Below are 17,742 nucleotides of genomic sequence, written 5' to 3' on the forward strand. Positions count from 1 at the left end.
GCCATCACCTGACGCCCGTGCCCCGATGCGGTCCCGCACCGGGCTCGGGCCATGTGACGGGAACGGGAGAGAACTTCCGCATGACCTTCCCTACAACACGCCGTCCCGCCACGCCTCGGGGCTGGAGGCCCTGATGGATCCCCACGGCGACGTCACGCAGCAGGCCATCTCGCGGGCGGTCGGCGAGGAGCTGCGCCGCCTGCGTGAGGCCAGAGGCTGGTCACGGGCCCAGCTCGTGGCCCGCCTGCCATCGGGCATCGGCGACAGAACCCTGCTGTCCTACGAACACGGCACCCGCCACCTCACCATCCTCCGGTTCATCGAGCTGTGCCACACACTCGACGTCCCCGCACCATCGCTGCTCAGCCAGGCACTGCAACGAGCACGAATCCACCTGCAGAACCTCGTCCTGCTCGTCGACCTGCTGGCCATGCTCCACGACCGCAGCGACAAGTTCCGCCCCATGCACCAATGGGCCCGCAACAAACTCAACGACTTCCCCGACGGCGTCGTCGAACTACCACCGTCATCCGTCCGCGAACTGGCCACGTTCGTCGGCTGCTCCTACCCCGAGCTCGCCAACTACCTCGCCAGGTTCATTCCCGAGAAAGACATGGAGAACGAGGGTGTCACTCCGTCGAATTGACGATGTGGCGAATCGCCGACGGCGACTCCACGCGTGCCCGGGGCGCCGAGCCGTGCATTCGGCGGCTTTCCATCTTGCTGCGCAACCGCATCGCGAGTACGCCGAACCCGGCGTGGTCGTACAAATCCGCCGCCTGTTGCCACATCAATACGGCCTCGTCCGGTTCGCCGCTGTGGTAAAGCGCGTCCCCGTGCGCGGCGACGACCTGCGCCTGGGCCGAGAGGTCCTGCGAGCCGCGCAGCAGCTCGACCCCGCGCCTGCTGTAGGCGACCGCCTTGTCGAACCAGCGGCTCTCCGAGCCAATTGTCGACAGCGTGGCGCAGATCAGGGCGGCCGAGGTCAGGTCGGGGATCGACTCGGCAATTGCCAAGGCCTCCTCGCAGTAGGCGAGCGCGGCCGAGCACTCCCCGAGGTCCCGGTGGATGGCACCGATCTCGGCGAGTGCGAGCGCCTCGGCGGCCCGGTCGTCCGCGAGCCGGGCTACGGCACGTGCCTGCCGCAGCTGACCGAGTGCGTCGTCGAGGTGCTGGGCCACCCGCAGCACCTGCCCGATGCGGCAGTACAGCCAGCACATCCCGGCCAGGTCGTCGGCCTGCTCGGCCACGGTCAGGGCACGCTCGTACAGCGACAACGCCTCGGCCCGCTCGCCCCGGAACATCGCCAGCTGCCCCAGCTGGTCGAACAGGGACACGTGGCCACAGCGAAGGTCGTCGGCAGGCGCCATGCGCGCGGCCGCGGCCAGGCACCGCCGCGCCGCCTCGTGCTCGTCCAACAGGAGGTGCGTGGCGCCGAGCCGGCACAACGCGGTCACCTCCACCTCGCGCTCACCGGCAGCCCGCGCCGAGTCGAGCGCGAGCAGCCGGACAGCGCGGCTCTCGACGGTGTTGCCCGCTCGTTCGAGCAGGCTCGCCACCGGGTCGGCCAGCCGCCCGACGTGGTCGTGCCAGGCGGCGTCGTAGGCCTGGCGCAGGATCGCCGACAACGTGTGCCGCTCGCGTCCGAACCAGGTCAGGGCCTCGTCCGCGTCGCCGAACGGCACGAACTCCTCGTGCACGAGGAGGTGGTCCTGGCACGCGAGGCTGGCCGCGCTGGTGGTCGACGTGACGTAGTAGTCGAAGAGGCGCTCCCGCGCGGCGTGGACCTCGTCGGCGGGCTCGTCGCTCTCGAGGCACCGCGTGGCGAACTCACCGAGCACGTCGTGCCTGCCGAACCTGTCCAGCTCGTCCGACGGCTCCAGCAGGTTGGCCGCCACCAGGCACATCAGGCTCGCTACGGTCTCGGCCGGACTGCGGCCGTCACACGCGTAGGCCGCCTCCGCGGCGATGTCGTCGCCGGGGTGCACCGCCAGCAGCCGGAAGAGCCGCCGCTCCGGCGCGGCCAGCGCCTGGTAGGCCCAGGTGAGGCACGACTCGCCGTTCGGCGTGGGCACGTCCTTGCCCGCTGCCGCGAACACCCGCCGCCGGTCGAGGCGCGTGACCAGCTCACCGAGGTTCGCGGGCGACTTGCCGACGAGCTGACCAGCGAGAACCGTGAGCAGCAGTGGCAGACCGCCGCAGAAGGCGCTGATGCGGCCCGCGTCCGGGATCCGTCCGTGGGCCCGGACGGACAGGAGGATGGTCGCGCTCTCCGGCGTCAACGGTCTCAGGGACACCCTGGCGACGACCGGCAACGAGAGCCGGCGTCTGCTGGTGACCACGACCAGGCACGACGGCATCAGCTCGATCAGCCGCCGCACCGGGTCCGCGTCCCGCACGTTGTCGAGCACGACGAGCAGCTGCCGGTCCGCGACCAGCACCTTCAGCAGCTGTTCACGCTGCCGCCGCCCCAGGTTCGCCGCGGGCGGCTGTCCGAGTGCGGCGAGGAGATCGTCGACCACCGCGGCCACGTCGACCTGGCTACCCGCGGTGAAACCACGCATGTTCACCCAGATCTCGCCGTCGGAGAACCGCCCCCGCACGCGATGCGCCCAATGCACGGCGAGCGCTGTCTTCCCCACCCCACCGGGCCCGTCCAGCACGAGCACACCCGAGTCCCCGACCGCGTCGAGCAGGGCCAACTCCTCGCGCCGCCCCACGAAGTCGGTCACGTCGTCCGGCAGCTGCCTCGGCACGACGGTCGGCTCGGGAAGCACCGGCACGGGGTGCGCGGCGGCCAGTTCGCTGTCGTGCTCACGCAGGAGCAGCGCGGACGCCTGGTCGCCCATGCCCCGCAGGCGGTGCCAGGTCGCGAGGAAGTACCGGTTGGCGTCGGCGAACAGTCGCCGGTGGTAGAGCGCGGTGAGCCGCAGCTTGGCGAGGGAGACGTCGTCGGGGAAGTCGAGCTGCAGCTCGTCGAGGGCGGCGAGCATGGCGTCGTAGCGCCCGAGCCGGAGAAACGCCTGCACACGGACGGTGTGTGCGGCAAGCCAGTCCTCCCGCACGACCTGCTCGCGCCAGGTCCTGGCTGGTGGGGTCACGAGGTCGGCGAGGGGCAGCCCGCGCCACAGCCAGAGCGCGGCCTCGACGAGCTCGATGGCACGAGAGGGGCTCTGCTCGGCCTGGGCGGCCCCGAGCAGGCCACGGAACTGGTACAGGTCCACGAGCGAGGTGTCGACAACCAGCCGGTAGCCCTCGGCCTCGGCCTGAACCCGCGGCGATCCGGGCATGCGCCCCAACACGCGCCGAATCCGTACGACATAGCTGTCGATGGTCGGACCAGCGGGCAACGGCGCGGGTTTGTCGGTGGGCCAGACCCACCGAACCAGCGTGTCGACCGGCACCAACTCGTTGGCGTGCACCAGAAGCGCCGCCAGAACGGCCCGCTCCCGTGGTTTGCCCCACGAGTCGTCCGGACCGCTGTCGAGGAGCAACGCGGTCGTGCCCAAAATCCCCAAAACTGCGTTGTCGTTCATCCCAGCACCCCAGCTTTCCACCCCAATACAAAAGCTGGCACCACGCGACAGCTATCTCGTCGCATGTTACTTATCAACAAAGATCCAGGAAGTCATGTAACACAATTGTTGTATGATACGTCATTGGCACCACACGCAAAGTTTGACTGACGGCAGGCAGGACCTCGACGACCGAAATTATACACGCGGCGCACGAGCAGATGCACGTGCATACCGGCGCCGGCCTGCGCTTCCCCACTGGTCGAGACAGCACCGCCCACCGATGTGACATGTTCGACGCGACCAGCACGCGGCAATTGCCACGGCGCCCCCGCGGACACCCCACACCCGCGTCAGCCCCCGGGAGCGCTGCCGAATGTCCCCGAGGCAAGATTCACACCATCGAGCGATGATCGCGACCGCGAGCGAGTTCGATCTCACCCTCCTTGACATGCCACCGACCACCGACTAAATCTGGAAGATGGTGTGCCCGAACGTCCGCCGACCATTTCTTCTCCGCCGTTATGACGATCGGGGGAAGAAGTGACTTTTGGGCAGCGAACCGAACGAATCGGGCGACAGACTTCTGACAAAGATCATCGGCCAGGAACTCCGCGCCGTGCGGGAGTCACGAGAACTGTCGCGCACCGATCTCGTGGACCTGCTTCCGTCCGGTATCACCGACCGAACGCTGCTCAGCTATGAACACGGCGCGAGGACGTTGTCCGTGCCGCGTTTCATCGAAATCTGCAAGGGCCTTGGCGTAGCGGCAACCGAAATCCTCGAACACGCGCTGGAGAAAGCACGCGACCTGCGCGCCCTCTCCATCAAGGTCGACCTGAAGGCGATACAGCGCGACGTACGCGGCGAACTCGAACCCGTCCGACGCTGGGTGAGAAACCGCCTGCGCGACGAACCCGACACCTCGGTCGTGCTGCTGCCCCCGGTGACCATCCGAGAGATGGCCGCCGCCTTCGGGCTGTCCCACACCGCACTGGCGACCTACCTCGTCGAGTTCGCGCCGGGTGACCCGCGTTAGCCACCTTTCCCCCGACACGGCTCGGCCGGGTCGTGTCGCGCGACAATCGGAAGTACGTACTAGTCTGTGCCCATGACTATGAAGTACGTACACGATCAGGACGGGCTCTACGACCCGTCGGTTCGGGAGGCGGTCGGGCGGTTCGCGGACACCACCGAAACCTTCGAGGCGGCCTCGGCCGTGCGGACCGCGGCGCACGCGGTCGAGCGGCTCCAGAACCTCGGCGAGCGGAACCGGGCACTCAGCCCGGGCGCCGTCGACCTCCTCCTCCGGCTCGACGGCGGCGACGCCCACGTCGGCGAGCTGGCCCGCGACGCCGGCTTCAGCTCACGCAACGTGACCGGCCTGGTCGACACGCTGGAACAGAAGGGCCTGGTGCGCAGGACCCCCGACCCGGCCGACCGCCGGGCGGTGCGGGTAAGCGCCACCGACGGCGGCCACGCGTGGGTCGCCGAGTTCCGGGAGCCCGCGCGGCGGGCGATGGCGGCCCTCTTCCACGGCTTCACCGACGCCGAGGTGGCCAGCCTGCGGGACCTCTGCCTGCGGTTGGTTGTCAACCAGGAGGCTGTTTCCCGCCGTATGACCCCGAAGTCCACTATGGACTGATCGGCCCGGTGCCACCGGCGCGGAGCGGATATGGCAACGTGACCACGCTCGCAGGGGGGAGGGTGCGGTCGGTGGCAGGCGTCTACACAGTGGACGGAAGCAGCGGGGTTCGCATTCGCACAGCATGCGCAACTGGCCATGATCTCCTTGCTATTTCACAGGTTCAGCACCGGACGACCACTTTCGGTAGAGGCGCCGCCGTACGATCACCTGGATGCCGCACCCGACACAGGCGCACGCACGCCCAGAGATGTGATGGACTCATCGGAGAACGGCAGAGGCGGTGGTGTGGTGTCCAAGCGGGTGGCGCCCCGCGCCGCGGCTGGTCGCGGCGTGCCCGCCGGCCGGTCGGCGGGCGGCACGCGACGGGTCGGCGGTGTCCGGTTTCCCCCGTCGTGGCCGACTGTGCTCGCCGACCGACACGACGCGATCTTCCGGGACCTCCTCGAGTCCCGGGAACTGGAGGTGGCATGACTAGCCTGGGCAAGTTGGCGCGACCGTCCGGTGGCCTTGCCATGGTGGCGATGGACCAGCGGGAAAGCCTGCGCGCGATGCTCGGCGCGCTCACGCCGGCCCCGGTGCCCGACAGCGACCTGACGAAGTTCAAGATCGCCGTCGCCACGGAGCTCGGCAAGTACGCGAGCGGGTTCCTCATCGACCGCACCTACGGCTTCGACCAGGTGCTCACCGACCGGCTGCTGCCACCGACGTGCGGGCTCATCCTCGCCGCCGACCGGCTGCGGCACCCGCCCGAAGGCGGCCCGGTCGTCGAGACGTCGATCGACGAGGAGCTCAACCCCGTGCACCTGCGCGAGCGCGGTGTGGTGGCCATGAAGCTGCTGCTCGTGTGGCGGCCGGACGAGAACCGGGACCGCCGCCTGGCCATGGCGGCCGAGTTCGTCAGGCGGTGCGACGAGGCGGGGCTGCTGTCGATCGTCGAGGGTGTGGTGCGGCCACGGTCCGATCTCGACTTCGACCACCTGCAGGTGGAGGCCGCCGCCGAGCTGGGCGCGCTGCGGCCGTCGCTGTACAAGGCGCAGGTCCCCCGCCGCGGGATCGACCCGGCGCAGGTCGGGCGGGTGTGCGAGCGGATCTCCGCCGCCGTCCCGGTGCCGTGGGTGGTGTTGTCACAGGGCGTGACGATCGAGGACTTCCCCACCGCGGTGCGGACGGCGTGCCAGGCCGGCGCGTCCGGGTTCCTCGCGGGCCGCGCCATCTGGAGCGACACCCTCGCCGACCCGACACCGCTGCTGCGCTCGCGGTCGGTCGACCGGCTCAAGGCGCTGGCCGAGCTGGTGGACAGCTCGGCGAGGCCCTGGCAAGAGGCCGCCGCCTGACCCTGGCTAGATCTCGCCGTAGCGAGCCATCACCCTGGCACGCAGCTCGGGATCGGTTCGCGGCACCGGTTCGAGGAAGATCTCGTCCAGGTCCGTGAAGCGCTCCCGCAGCTCGGCCGAGATCCGGACGCAGGCCAGCTCGAGCTCCGTGGACGACAGGTTCTCCGCGAAGTCAAGCCGGGCGCACAGCAGGACCTGGTCGGTGCCGGTGACCATCGTCAGCAGGTCGACGACGACCTCGACCTCCGGCACCGACGCGAGCAGGTCCCGGGCGCCCTGCACGATGGTCGAGTCCGCCTGCCTGCCGATCAGCAGGCCCTTGTTGGTACGGCCGAGCAGGTAGGCGACCCCGGCGAGCAGCACGCCGATCAGCACCGACGCGAGGCCGTCCCAGAACGCGGAGCCGGTCGCGTCGTGCAGTGCGATGCCGCCGAACGCCAGCAGGATGCCGACCAGCGCCGCGCTGTCCTCGAAGAACACCGTCTTGACCGTCGGGTCGTCGATCAGCCGCAGGTAGCGGCGCACGGACCGGCCCTCGGTCGCCGCCTCCGCCCGGACCTGCCGGACGGCACGCAGCCACGAGATGCCCTCGAGAACGAACGCGAGCCCGAGCACGATGTAGCCGATGAGCGGGCTGGTCTGCTCCTCGTCCTCACCGAAGATCGTGCGGAAGCCCTCGTAGAACGCGAACAACGCACCGGACGTGAAGATCGACACGGCGGCCATGAGCGACCAGAAGTACCGCTCCTTGCCGTAGCCGAACGGGTGCGCGCGGTCCGCCGGCTTGCCCGACCGGCGCAGCGCGGTGAGCAGCAGCCCCTCGGTGAACGTGTCGGCGATCGAGTGCCCGGCCTCCGCCAGCATGGCCGCCGAACCGGTGATCACCCCCGCGACCAGCTTCAACACCGCGATCGCGAGGTTCGCGCCCAACGCGACGAGTACGGTCAGCGTACTTTCGGACTTTTGCTCCGCCACGCTGTGAATCTAGTACCGCACCTGCCGGTCAGCGCGGCAGGAACGCCGTCGCCGCCGGGGACAGCCTGCCGTCGCGGTGCACGAGGCACACCTTCAGCACCTCGTCCGCGGCGAGGTCACGCACGACCGCCCCCGCGGCGCGGGCCAGCTCCCGCCAGGACTCGTTGAGCACCGCGACGCCGACCCGCGCGAGCACCAGCGGCAGCACGGCCTCCCGGTGCTCGACCTCCACCGCGATCCGGCAGCCTGGCGAGCGCCGCAGTACCCCGTCGGCGACGCGGCGCGCCCCGGTGCCGGGTCTGCCGACCACCAGCCTGCGCCCGGCGAGTGCGTCCATGGACACCGGCTCGCCGGCAGGCAGGTCCGCCTCGACGGCCGCGACCAGCACGTAGGCCTGCGTCGCCAGCGGGTGGACGGTCAGCCCGGCCAGCTCGGGACCGACGGCCGGCGTGCCGAGGACCCCCAGCTCGGCGGTGCCGGCACGCAGGGCCGCGACCACCTCCGCCGGCGTCGCCGCGGCCCTGACCGCGACCTCCACGAGCGGGTACGCGGCGCGGAACCGGCCCACCATGGACGCGAGCGGGCTGATCGCCTGGGCGGGCATGGCGACGATGGCCAGCCGCCCGGCACGCAGCCCGTCGACCGCCTCGACCGTCGCGCGCACCAGTGCCATGCCCCGCAGCACCTCGCGGGCCGGGTCGATGAGCCGCTCCCCCGCCGAGGTGAGGACGAGCCGCCTGCCGGTGCGGTGGAACAGGTCGGTGCCGAGGTCGCGCTCCAGCAGACGCAACGCCTGGGACACGGACGGCTGCGCCACGTACAGCTCCTGCGCGGCCCTGTGCACGCTGCCGTGGTCGACGATCGCGAGAAAATACCGCAGCTGGCGCACGTCCATGGGTCGAGGCTATTGGCGAAGGTGCGAACTAGGACATACTTCACCGCACGAAGAGGGAGGGAGCGCGGCACGTGGAGCGCAACTGGGCGGGCAATGTCGCTTACCAGGCAAGGGAAGTGACACGCCCGAGATCTGTGGACGCGTTGCGGGCACTGGTGGCGGAACGCGCCAGGGTGCGTGCGCTCGGGTCGCGGCACTCGTTCAGCGAGGTGGCCGACGGCCCCGGCACCCTGGTGTCGCTGGAGGAACTGCCCGACGAGATCACCGTCGACGGCAGTCAGGTGGTCGTGCCCGCCGCCACCCGCTACGGCGTGCTCGCGGAGTTCCTCGCCGCACACGACCTCGCGCTCCCGAACATGGCGTCGCTGCCGCACATCTCGGTGGCGGGCGCGGTCGCGACCGGCACGCACGGCTCGGGTGACGCCAACGGCTGCCTGTCCACCTCGGTGGCCGGGCTGGAGCTGGTCACGGCGTCCGGCGGGCTGCGGACGGTCTGGCGCGGCGACCCGGAGTTCAACGGCAGCGTCGTCGCGCTCGGCGCGCTCGGCATCGTCACGCGGGTGACGCTGAACGTGCGGTCCGCGTTCGAGGTGCGCCAGCAGGTGTACGTCGACGTGCCGTGGTCGGACGTGGTCGGTGACCTGGACGCGGTGTTCGCGAGCGGGTACAGCGTCAGCGTGTTCACCGACTGGGCCGCGCCCGCGCAGGTCTGGGTGAAGTCGCTGGACGCGGTGACCCTGCCGTTCAAGCCCGCGGAGGGCCCGGTGCACATGCTCGCGGGCGAGTCGGTGGCGGCGGTGACCGAGCAGGGTGGCGTGCCGGGGCGGTGGCTGGACCGGCTGCCGCACTTCCGGTTGGGCCACAAGCCGAGCGCGGGCGCGGAGCTGCAGTCGGAGTACCTGCTGCCGCGCGAGTCGGCGGTCACGGCGCTGGAGCGCGTGCGGTCGATGTCCGACCGGATCACCCCTCTGCTGCAGATCTCGGAGCTGCGCACGGTCGCCGAGGACGACCTGTGGCTGAGCGGGGCGGGCGGGCGCGACGTGCTCGGCGTGCACTTCACGTGGAAGCTCGACGTGCCGGGGGTGACCGCCGTGCTGCCCGCGGTCGAGGAGGCGTTGCTGCCGCTGGGCGCGCGGCCGCACTGGGGCAAGGTCTTCCACACGCACGACGTGGCCCCGCTCTATCCACGGTGGACCGACTTCGCCGAGCTGCGCGCCCACCACGACCCGAACGGCAAGTTCACGAACCCGTTCCTGGACCGGCTCGGCACCTCGCGGTGAGAGGCACCCTCAGAGGGACGCCGGCGACAGGTTCAGCCGCTCCGCGAGGTCGGTGAAGTCGGCCGTGTTCCACCGTTGCGGCCGCATGCTGATGGACACGTTCCCGCCCTGCTCCTCGTGGGTCGCCTCGACGTAGGCGGCGGCGATCTCGGGCGGGAGGTACCGCCTGGCCATCGCGAGCCTGTCCGCGTCGGTGACCGGCCTTGTCTCCACCACCGGTCCCTCGACCGAAACGTGTCGGTTCGGCCACTCAGTCTCCCGGACGCACAGGGCGAAGCGGCCCGCTTCGGCGATCAGCCGCGCCTTGCGCAGTCGTGGCGAGGTCAGGACCACCACGAGCCCGCCTGGCCGGTAGTCGTGCCAGATCGGCGTGGCCAGCGGCGCTCGCCCTGGCTCGGCTGCGACGGTCAGGACCCCGACCAGCGGCAGGGCGAGCAGCTTCTCGCGCTGCTCCGTGGTCAGCCTGCGCACCAAGGTCATCAACCCCTTAAAGCGATCCGAGTTGCTTTAACACTAGCACCCAAACGCAACTCGGATCGCTTTTAAGATGGGGGGATGACCGCGACCAGGCCGGGTGGCCGTAGCGCCAAGGTCCGCGACGCCGTCCACCGGGCCGCCATCGAACTGCTGGCGGCCGGCGAGCTCGACGCCGCCATCCCCCGCATCGCCGAGCAGGCAGGCGTGCACCCGACGAGCGTCTACCGCCGGTGGGGCACGAGAGAGAACCTGTTGATGGATGCCGCCGCCACTCGGATGCATGAACGGTCACCCGTTCCGGACACCGGTTCGCTACGCGGCGACTTGGCCGCGTGGGCCACCGGCGTGGAGCGGGCGATGACCGAGCCGGAGGGGCACGTCCTGCTCCGGGCGCTCGTCGCGACCGTGTCGAACGTGGGCCGACCGAGCGAGCATCTCCGACTTCGCGGCGCCGACCTGCAGAAGCTGCTCGACCGTGCGGCGGCGAGAGGCGAACGGGTACCGGCGCTGGACGACATTCTCGACCACGTCCTGGCGCCGCTGTACGTGCGCGCATTGTTCGGCATGCCGCTTCCGGCCGGTATGGGGACAACCCTTGTGGAGCAGTTAGTCAGTCCTTCGGAGTAGCCCGATAACGGTATGGCTAAACACGCAACGTGAGGGGTAGCCCATACGTCGAAAGGGTGCGTATCGAGGAGTGAGTTGCCATGACCATCGCCAGTCGCCGTCTGGCGCGCCGTTGCCGGGAGCGGTTCTCCGTGAACCCTGACATGCTGCCGCGCCCATCCGATGTCGCCGCGCCCACTACGGTCGGTTCGGACACGACCGATGGCCGGCGGGAGAAAGTTGACGCAACGAAATAACACCCCGATCCCGAGCCAGAGGGACGAGAATCCTCCCATGGCTCCGACCCGGGTGGTTCTCGTCGAGGATCACGACATGGTGGCCGAGGCGATGACTCTGGCGATGCAGCGCGCGGACGACATAGAGATCGTCGCACGGGCCCGCTCCATCGCCACCGCGCTGACCGAGGTGGCCCGCTGCACGCCTGATGTGGTGCTGCTGGACCGCCGCCTGCCCGACGGCGACGCCATCGACGCGATCGGCTCGCTGAGCCGGCTGGGCGCCCGCGTCCTGGTGCTGACCGGCGAGGCGACGTCGACGGTCGCCGCCCGGGTCGCCGAGGCGGGCGGTAGCGGGCTGGTCCTGAAGTCCGCGGGTCTCGACGAGCTGGAGGACGCGGTCCGCCGCGTCGCCGACGGCGAGGCCGTGTTCGGCGCCGAGTTCCTCGCGGGCGTGCTCAGCAGGCTGACCGGCCGCACGCCCAGCGCCACCCTCACCGCCCGCGAACGCCAGGCGCTGCGGCTCCTGGCCGACGGCGCGAGTACCGCGGAGGTGGCACGACGCCTCGGCGTCGCGGTCAACACCGCTCGCAACCACGTGCAGCGCGTGCTGGAGAAGCTCGGGGCACGGTCGAAGCTCGAGGCGGTGGCCATCGCACGCAGGGAAGGCCTGCTGGACTGAGGTGTCCCTGCGAAGATGACGGAACCCAGTGGTGCATCTGCACTAGCAGGTGAGCGACATTCGCATCTCGTTCCGCAGGGCGGAATGATCGATGGTGCTGGGGTGGAGACGCGTGCACCCGTGGTTGCCGAACTCCGCCTCGCCGAGCGCAGCTCGAGCGCCGCAGTGGCGCGACAGTTCACCCGCTCGACCCTCGCGAGGTGGCAGAACGGCACGCGCGGCGAGCACGTCGAGGACGCCGTCCTCGTGGTGTCCGAGCTGGTCACCAACGCGTTGCTTCACGGCCACGGCACGCCGCTGGTACGGCTGCTCGGCAGCGGTGACCGCATCCGCGTCGAGATCTGCGACGACAGCCCCCTGCTCCCGATCGCGCCCCGCGTCACCCCGTCCGGTGGACTCGGCCTGCGCGTGGTCGAGCAGCTCTCGTCCGCGTGGGGTGCGTCTCGCCGAGGACGCGGGAAGGTGGTGTGGTGTGAGCTTCCCGCCGCACCCGACCCCACCGAGCTGGACTGACGTCGACCGGCCGGTGGTACACAGTTGGCCCATGCGATCCGAGGACGGCTACCGGCTGCTGGTACAGGGCGTCCGTGACTACGGCATCTTCATGCTCGACACCACCGGCCACATCACCAGCTGGAACACCGGCGCCCAACGCATCAAGGGCTACCGCGAGGACGAGATCCTCGGCCAGCACTTCTCCGTGTTCTACCCACCAGAGGACATCGCCGCCGACAAACCGGCACGCGAACTCGAAGAAGCCATCCGCGAAGGCCGCCTCGAAGACGAAGGCTGGCGCCTCCGCAAGGACGGCACCCGCTTCTGGGCCAACGTCGTCATCACCGCACTCTTCAGCGACACCGGCGAACTACGCGGCTTCAGCAAGGTCACCCGCGACATGACCGAACGCCGCGTCGCCGACGAGGCGCTGCGTGAGAGCGAGGAACGCTTCCGGCTGCTCGTCCACGGCGTGCTGGACTACGGCATCTTCATGCTCGACACCACCGGCCACATCACCAGCTGGAACACCGGCGCCCAACGCATCAAGGGCTACCTCGAAGAGGAGATCCTCGGCCAGCACTTCTCCGTGTTCTACCCACCAGAGGACATCGCCGCCGACAAACCGGCACGCGAACTCGAAGAAGCCATCCGCGAAGGCCGCCTCGAAGACGAAGGCTGGCGCCTCCGCAAGGACGGCACCCGCTTCTGGGCCAACGTCGTCATCACCGCACTCTTCAGCGACACCGGCGAACTACGCGGCTTCAGCAAGGTCACCCGCGACATGACCGAACGCCGCGCTGCCGAACAGGCACTCGTCGAGCGACGGCGGCTGCTGAGCCACCTCGTCGAGGCGCAGGAGCTGGAACGGCGGCGCATCGCGTGGGACGTTCACGACGACTCGATCCAGGCGATGGTCGCGGTCGGCATGCGGCTGCAGCTGCTGGCCGGGCGGCTGCCCGACGAGCACCACGAGCTGGTGGAACAGCTGGCGGAGTCGGTGCGCGCGTCCGTCGGGCGCCTGCGCGGCCTGGTGGTGAACCTGCGGCCGACCACCATCGACCAGCACGGCCTCATCCCGTCGCTGACCGGCTACCTGCAGGACGTCGTCGCCCCGACCGGGCTCAAGACCGAGCTGACCTCCGAGCTCGCGCACGAGCCGCCGACACCGGTGTCGATCACGCTCTTCCGCATCTGCCAGGAAGCACTGACCAACGTCCACAAGCACGCGCACGCCACCCGCGTCGAGATCACGTTGCACAGCAAGGACGGCGGCACGCTCGTGCGCGTCAGCGACGACGGGGTCGGCTTCCCCGACCCGGCACCGGACGACCCGTACCGGCACTTCGGGCTGCTGGAGATGCGGGAACGCGCCGAGATCGCCGGCGGCTGGTGGTCGGTCGCGAGCACGCCCGGCAACGGCACCACCATCCAGTTCTGGCTACCGACCGCCCCCACCCAGGAGCTTTAGTGACAGATCAGCTGCGTGTCCTCGTGGCCGACGACGATCCGATGCTGCGCATGGCGCTGTCGGAGGTCATCGAGGCGGAGGCCGACCTCCACGTCGTGGCCACCGCCTCCGACGCCGCGGAGGCCGTCGAGCTGGCCGAACAGCACAACCCGGACGTCGCCGTCATCGACGTGCGCATGCCGAGGGGCGGCGGCACGCACGCGACCCGCGAGATTCGGGTTCGTTCGCCGAGGACCCGGCTGCTGGCCTTCTCCGCCTACGACGACTCCGGTGCCGCGGAGGAGCTCAAGCGCCTCGGCGTGGAGGAGTTCCTGGTCAAGGGGATCACGAACGCGGAAATCGTCGCCGCGGTGCGCCGCGCGGGCGCCGTTTCGTGACACCAGTGCGACACCAGTCGTGACCACGCCAAGACACCACGTCTGACCAGCGAACCTGGACAGGCCCGGGTCACCGTGCGATGCTGGTGGGAAGGTTGAGCAGACCAGCCGACAGCCGGCGTAGCGGGCGCCGTCGCTGGGGTGGCTCCGAATTCACTCTGGCGCTCACGATCACCGACATTCGGGGAGATTCGATGAGCCATGAAACCGTGCCGGTCACCGATTGGGAGACCGTGCACGAGTACCTGACGATCCGGCGAGTCCGGGAACGTCAGGATCTCCAGCGGGTGATCCCCGTCGGAGAGATTGACTTGTGCACCGCACCGATACTGCGCGAGGCATTGGCCGATGCCGACGTCGTGCCGAACCTCGTCGTCGACCTGTCTCAGGTGGACTTCCTCGCACTGATCGGTGTCCAGGTTTTACAGGCGGCCAGGACGCGCCGCACCACGGCCAACCAGCGCCTCGTGCTCACCGCCCCGACGGCCGCGGCCCAGCGGGTGCTGAGCCTCACCGACGCGGCCGCCGAGCTGGAGATCTACCTTTCCACGCGAAGCGCGCTCTCGGCGCTCTCGCCCGTCAGGTCATAGGACCGACGCTCCCCGAGTCCTCAGTGGACTGTCGCGTCGCCGCGCCCGGGGGCGCGGCGACGCGACTTTCCTTCTCCCAGACGAGATCCTCAGGCGACGACCAGTGAGAGGCCGTACGCGCCGAGGACCTCGTTCACGGGCTGGAACCAGGTCTCGCCACCGGATCCGCAGTTGCCCCAACCACCGGAGGTCATGCCCTGGGCCTGCTCGCCGCTGATGAACGAGCCACCCGAGTCACCCGGCTCGGCGCAGACGTTCGTCTTGGTCATCTGGTAGACCGCGCCCTGCTGGTAGTTCACCGTCTCGTTGAGGGCGAGGACGGTGCCGCAGTGCCAGTGCGTGGTCGAGCCGGAGCGGCAGATCGACGACCCGGGCGGCGCGACCGACGAGCCGCGCACGAGCCGGTCCGGCACCGTGCCCCAGCCGAGCACGACGGGCACGGTCCACCAGCCGCCGCCGATGCGGATGAACGAGTAGTCGTTGCCAGGGAAGGAGGACGCGGCGAAGTTGCCCATCCACGAACCGTCCCAGCCGTTCACCGTCGCACCGGCGCCACCGCAGTGGCCCGCGCTGACGAACCCGCCCTGCACCGAGAAACCGATCGAGCAGCGGACGCTGTTGTTGATGTAGTACGGGTCGCCGCCGACCGTACCGGCGGCGAACGTCGTCGGCACCGAGTCGGTCTCCTCGACCGTCACCGGCCCGAGTTTCCTTGCCGCGGCAAGGAAGTCCTCGACGTTTCCGCCTCGGCGGACGGTCACGACCACGCTGCCCGCCTTCGGGTCGACCCGCCAGCTCGCCACGTCGGCAGGCGCCTTCATCGTGTCCAGAGTGGACTTGACACTGTTCAGCAGCGCGAGGGTGTTGGGCACCTCGACGACGTCGGCGCCCGTGGCCAGCACCGCACCGGCACTGTCCATGTCGGACAGTCCGACGACCAGCCTGCCGCGCGCCGCGTCGAACCAGGAGCCCCCGTACGCCGCGCCCGCCGCGGCCTGCGCGACCGGGTCGACGTCCATGGCGGTGGCCTCCTGGCGCATCCGCGTCCGGACCTGCACCTCGGTCAGCCCGAGATCACGTTGCATGGCCGCGACGAACGGGTCGCCGGAGGGTGCGGGTGCAGGCGCCCCGACTGCCGGCGTACCACCGGCGATGGCCGTGCCCATCGCCACGAGGGCGCACGCGCCCACGAGAATTCGCTTCATGTTGCTCTCGTTTCTCAGCAGGGTTGAGAGATCGTGAGAGCGCTCTCACGGACAACCGTGAGGTATCCGGCGCGGTCCCGTCAAGGTCTGGACCAAATTTTGTCCGGTCAGGACGCGTCGGTCAGGACGCGAGCCGGTAGAACCGGCCGTCCGACCACACGACGACCTCGCCGTCCTTCGTCGACGGGGCGGCGACCGCGGTCCAGCCGGAGCGTTGCTCGGTCGTCGCCACGGCGCCGGGGATGTCCGGGCGGGGCAGGCCCGTGTAACCGCCGCCGACCACCCTGCCCGCGCGGTCCAGCACGAAAACGCAGTCCGCGCTGTGACCGTCCACGAGCGCCCAGCCCCGCAGGTCCGTGTTGCCGACCACCGGGGTCGTGTCCACCGCGCCCAGTGTCGTCGACAGCGTGCCACCGGGGCGCGACCCCTGCCGCACGCCGCAACCCATGTCGAAGTCCGGCGTGAACGGGTAGATGCCCGCCCGCTCGGCCAACGACGCGAACGCGGGGCTGATGCGGTTCACCGCCACGATGTCGTCCGCGTGGACACGCATGGCCACCCCCAGCAACGCCTGGTTCGGGTACTGGTTGCGCACGTTCACCGCGGCGAGCGACCCTGCCGTGTAGGTCACCGCGGCCACCACGCACACCCCGACCGCCACCCGTGTCGGCGGCAGCACCGGCTTGCGCAGCACGACCAGCGCCAACAGCGCGGACGTCGCGAGCGCGGACAGCGTCGCGTACCGGGTGGTCAACCCGATCGTAGGCCCGAAGTCCAGCCGCGAGAACCCGATCATGGCGGCGGCGCCGAGCATGTGCGTGCCGACGCCCACCCACCCCGCGTCGGGCCTCGGCACGGCGGGGCCCTCGGCCCGTTCCCGCACGGCCAGCACCACGAAACCCGCGAGCACCACCGCGACCGCCCCACCCACCCCGAGCGCCAGCGACGAGCTGCTCGACCCGCGAACCGGGCTCAGCGCACCGGCCACGGCGGCCAGCTGCGAGTCGAACCCGTACTCACCACCCGGTCCGGCCGCGCTCGGCGGGGCCGGCAGCGTCAGCCAGACCGCGAACAGCCCCAGGAGGGCGACGAGCGGCGCCAGCACCCGCCACCACGCGTCGCCGCGCAGCCACGCCACCAGCGCGAGCGCGGGCCAGAGCGCGAACGCCGTGCCGTGCCCGAGGTTCGCGAGGACACCGAGCACGAGCGCGGCGACGGTGTTTCCCCGGTGCGCGCACAGCACCGCGAACACCGCGGGCGCCAGCCCGAGCAGCCACGACGCACCGCTCATGCCGATCCCGAACATCTCCAGCGCCCCGGAGGAGAACACCAGCGCGGAGAAACCGACCGTGAGCCCGGCCTTCTTCGTGCGGTCGAGGTCGGCGGGCAACATGAGGCACAGACCGAACACGACCACCGCCGCGAGCACGACGTCGACCAGACCCACCGCGATGTTCGAGCCGCCGGTGAGCTGCGCGTCGAGCCAGAACAGCAGGCCGGGCGTGACGATCGGGTGGTGGTTGTGCAGTGTGAACAGGCCCGCGAGGTCGAGCGAGCCGTCGTCGGTGGTGACGTAGGAGAAGATCTGCCAGTAGTCGAGGAAGTGCAGACGCGGCGCACGCAGCACCTCGACGACCATCACCACGACCGGCACGGCCGCGAACGCCGCCCAGGCGAGCGCCGGCAGCGACGTACGCGGACGTGCTGACGCTTCGACGGCCATCGCGCTCACCTCCGGGGTGTTTGTCGGCCGCAGGACCGTACCCGCTCGCCCGGTCAATGGTTCAGCGGGTAGGCCGGACAACGGCGGCCCCCGCACTGAAGGACGCCTTCGTAACGCTGGGCGTTAGGAAGGCTCCCTTCAGTGCAGTCAACGACCCAGCCCGCACCCCCGCACCCTCCAGCCAGCCCCGGAACCCCGACGCCCGGCGTTACGAAGGACGCCTTCGTAACGCC

The 17,742-nt window shown here is 70.1% G+C and carries 18 protein-coding genes; 12 read left to right on the forward strand and 6 right to left on the reverse strand.

From position 1 onward, the window contains the following. Positions 1–133: 133 nt before the first annotated feature. Positions 134–646 carry a helix-turn-helix domain-containing protein gene (locus tag CLV71_RS09295; RefSeq protein ID WP_133902229.1) on the forward strand — a complete coding sequence of 171 codons (513 nt, stop codon included), beginning with the start codon at positions 134–136 and terminating at the stop codon, positions 644–646. On the opposite strand, the gene CLV71_RS09300 is transcribed toward CLV71_RS09295, so the two are convergent. Next, positions 630–3,536, reverse strand: coding sequence for an AfsR/SARP family transcriptional regulator (locus tag CLV71_RS09300; RefSeq protein WP_133902230.1), 2,907 nt, complete (start codon positions 3,534–3,536; stop codon positions 630–632). The genes CLV71_RS09295 and CLV71_RS09300 overlap by 17 nt on opposite strands. Before the next feature lie 529 nt (positions 3,537–4,065). Between CLV71_RS09300 and CLV71_RS09305 the strand changes: the two genes are divergently transcribed. The 4 genes from CLV71_RS09305 (at position 4,066) to CLV71_RS09320 (ending at position 6,497) form a co-directional block, all read left to right on the forward strand. Continuing rightward, complete coding sequence (locus CLV71_RS09305; RefSeq protein WP_133902231.1) at positions 4,066–4,554, forward strand: helix-turn-helix domain-containing protein; 489 nt, start codon at positions 4,066–4,068, stop codon at positions 4,552–4,554. 72 nt (positions 4,555–4,626) lie between these two features. Continuing rightward, positions 4,627–5,160 (forward strand): MarR family winged helix-turn-helix transcriptional regulator, encoded by a 534-nt coding sequence (locus CLV71_RS09310; RefSeq protein ID WP_166664015.1) that lies wholly within the window; start codon positions 4,627–4,629, stop codon positions 5,158–5,160. A gap of 291 nt (positions 5,161–5,451) precedes the next feature. Then, positions 5,452–5,634, forward strand: coding sequence for a hypothetical protein (locus CLV71_RS09315; protein ID WP_133902232.1), 183 nt, complete (start codon positions 5,452–5,454; stop codon positions 5,632–5,634). Next, positions 5,631–6,497 (forward strand): hypothetical protein, encoded by an 867-nt coding sequence (locus tag CLV71_RS09320; RefSeq protein WP_133902233.1) that lies wholly within the window; start codon positions 5,631–5,633, stop codon positions 6,495–6,497. The genes CLV71_RS09315 and CLV71_RS09320 overlap by 4 nt, the downstream gene beginning before the upstream one ends. A 6-nt stretch (positions 6,498–6,503) precedes the next feature. Here the strand turns inward: CLV71_RS09320 and CLV71_RS09325 are convergent, their stop codons facing one another. Both CLV71_RS09325 and CLV71_RS09330 read right to left on the reverse strand, forming a co-directional pair. Then, positions 6,504–7,472 (reverse strand): cation diffusion facilitator family transporter, encoded by a 969-nt coding sequence (locus CLV71_RS09325; RefSeq protein ID WP_133902234.1) that lies wholly within the window; start codon positions 7,470–7,472, stop codon positions 6,504–6,506. A gap of 28 nt (positions 7,473–7,500) precedes the next feature. Further along, positions 7,501–8,367: a LysR family transcriptional regulator gene (locus CLV71_RS09330; protein ID WP_133902235.1), complete on the reverse strand. Its 867-nt coding sequence runs from the start codon at positions 8,365–8,367 to the stop codon at positions 7,501–7,503. Between the two features lie 71 nt (positions 8,368–8,438). On the opposite strand from CLV71_RS09330, the gene CLV71_RS09335 reads away from it, so the two are divergent. After that, positions 8,439–9,647 carry a D-arabinono-1,4-lactone oxidase gene (locus CLV71_RS09335; protein WP_133902236.1) on the forward strand — a complete coding sequence of 403 codons (1,209 nt, stop codon included), beginning with the start codon at positions 8,439–8,441 and terminating at the stop codon, positions 9,645–9,647. Between the two features lie 9 nt (positions 9,648–9,656). On the opposite strand, the gene CLV71_RS09340 is transcribed toward CLV71_RS09335, so the two are convergent. Further along, the gene (locus tag CLV71_RS09340) at positions 9,657–10,127 is read right to left on the reverse strand and encodes a pyridoxamine 5'-phosphate oxidase family protein (RefSeq protein WP_243866317.1); all 471 of its coding nucleotides are present in this window, start codon (positions 10,125–10,127) and stop codon (positions 9,657–9,659) included. Between the two features lie 75 nt (positions 10,128–10,202). Here CLV71_RS09340 and CLV71_RS09345 point away from each other — a divergent pair, with 75 nt between their 5' ends. The 6 genes from CLV71_RS09345 to CLV71_RS09370 all read left to right on the forward strand — a co-directional run bounded on the left by CLV71_RS09345 (position 10,203) and on the right by CLV71_RS09370 (position 14,581). Further along, positions 10,203–10,751 (forward strand): TetR/AcrR family transcriptional regulator, encoded by a 549-nt coding sequence (locus CLV71_RS09345; protein ID WP_133902237.1) that lies wholly within the window; start codon positions 10,203–10,205, stop codon positions 10,749–10,751. 273 nt (positions 10,752–11,024) lie between these two features. Then, complete coding sequence (locus CLV71_RS09350) at positions 11,025–11,648, forward strand: response regulator transcription factor (RefSeq protein WP_133902238.1); 624 nt, start codon at positions 11,025–11,027, stop codon at positions 11,646–11,648. A gap of 102 nt (positions 11,649–11,750) precedes the next feature. Beyond that, a complete protein-coding gene (locus CLV71_RS09355; protein ID WP_243866319.1) occupies positions 11,751–12,161 on the forward strand; it encodes an ATP-binding protein in 411 nt (136 codons plus the stop codon). Between the two features lie 31 nt (positions 12,162–12,192). Then, positions 12,193–13,614, forward strand: coding sequence for a PAS domain-containing sensor histidine kinase (locus CLV71_RS09360; RefSeq protein WP_133902240.1), 1,422 nt, complete (start codon positions 12,193–12,195; stop codon positions 13,612–13,614). After that, positions 13,614–13,991, forward strand: coding sequence for a response regulator (locus CLV71_RS09365; protein WP_243866320.1), 378 nt, complete (start codon positions 13,614–13,616; stop codon positions 13,989–13,991). Before CLV71_RS09360 ends, CLV71_RS09365 begins: the two co-directional genes overlap by 1 nt. Positions 13,992–14,086: 95 nt before the next feature. After that, positions 14,087–14,581: an STAS domain-containing protein gene (locus CLV71_RS09370; RefSeq protein ID WP_166664016.1), complete on the forward strand. Its 495-nt coding sequence runs from the start codon at positions 14,087–14,089 to the stop codon at positions 14,579–14,581. 89 nt (positions 14,582–14,670) lie between these two features. Here the strand turns inward: CLV71_RS09370 and CLV71_RS09375 are convergent, their stop codons facing one another. Together CLV71_RS09375 and CLV71_RS09380 are read right to left on the reverse strand one after the other, a co-directional pair. Then, on the reverse strand, positions 14,671–15,786 hold the full coding sequence (locus CLV71_RS09375; RefSeq protein WP_133902242.1) for a S1 family peptidase: 1,116 nt from the start codon (positions 15,784–15,786) through the stop codon (positions 14,671–14,673). A gap of 121 nt (positions 15,787–15,907) precedes the next feature. Then, positions 15,908–17,509, reverse strand: a complete 1,602-nt coding sequence (locus CLV71_RS09380; protein ID WP_133902243.1) for a carbon-nitrogen hydrolase family protein — start codon at positions 17,507–17,509, stop codon at positions 15,908–15,910. Between the last annotated feature and the right edge of the window lie 233 nt (positions 17,510–17,742).

Origin of the sequence: Actinophytocola oryzae, from assembly GCF_004364325.1 — a bacterium.
GTDB lineage: Bacteria > Actinomycetota > Actinomycetes > Mycobacteriales > Pseudonocardiaceae > Actinophytocola > Actinophytocola oryzae.

Bases quoted from the DNA above. Each gene is read 5' to 3' on its own strand.
- CLV71_RS09375 (WP_133902242.1), bottom strand. From the start codon at position 15,786: ATGAAGCGAATTCTCGTGGGCGCGTGCGCCCTCGTGGCGATGGGCACG.
- CLV71_RS09330 (WP_133902235.1), bottom strand. From the start codon at position 8,367: ATGGACGTGCGCCAGCTGCGGTATTTTCTCGCGATCGTCGACCACGGC.
- CLV71_RS09320 (WP_133902233.1), top strand. From the start codon at position 5,631: ATGACTAGCCTGGGCAAGTTGGCGCGACCGTCCGGTGGCCTTGCCATG.
- CLV71_RS09310 (WP_166664015.1), top strand. From the start codon at position 4,627: ATGACTATGAAGTACGTACACGATCAGGACGGGCTCTACGACCCGTCG.
- CLV71_RS09295 (WP_133902229.1), top strand. From the start codon at position 134: ATGGATCCCCACGGCGACGTCACGCAGCAGGCCATCTCGCGGGCGGTC.
- CLV71_RS09380 (WP_133902243.1), bottom strand. From the start codon at position 17,509: ATGGCCGTCGAAGCGTCAGCACGTCCGCGTACGTCGCTGCCGGCGCTC.
- CLV71_RS09340 (WP_243866317.1), bottom strand. From the start codon at position 10,127: ATGACCTTGGTGCGCAGGCTGACCACGGAGCAGCGCGAGAAGCTGCTC.
- CLV71_RS09345 (WP_133902237.1), top strand. From the start codon at position 10,203: ATGACCGCGACCAGGCCGGGTGGCCGTAGCGCCAAGGTCCGCGACGCC.
- CLV71_RS09300 (WP_133902230.1), bottom strand. From the start codon at position 3,536: ATGAACGACAACGCAGTTTTGGGGATTTTGGGCACGACCGCGTTGCTC.
- CLV71_RS09350 (WP_133902238.1), top strand. From the start codon at position 11,025: ATGGCTCCGACCCGGGTGGTTCTCGTCGAGGATCACGACATGGTGGCC.
- CLV71_RS09360 (WP_133902240.1), top strand. From the start codon at position 12,193: ATGCGATCCGAGGACGGCTACCGGCTGCTGGTACAGGGCGTCCGTGAC.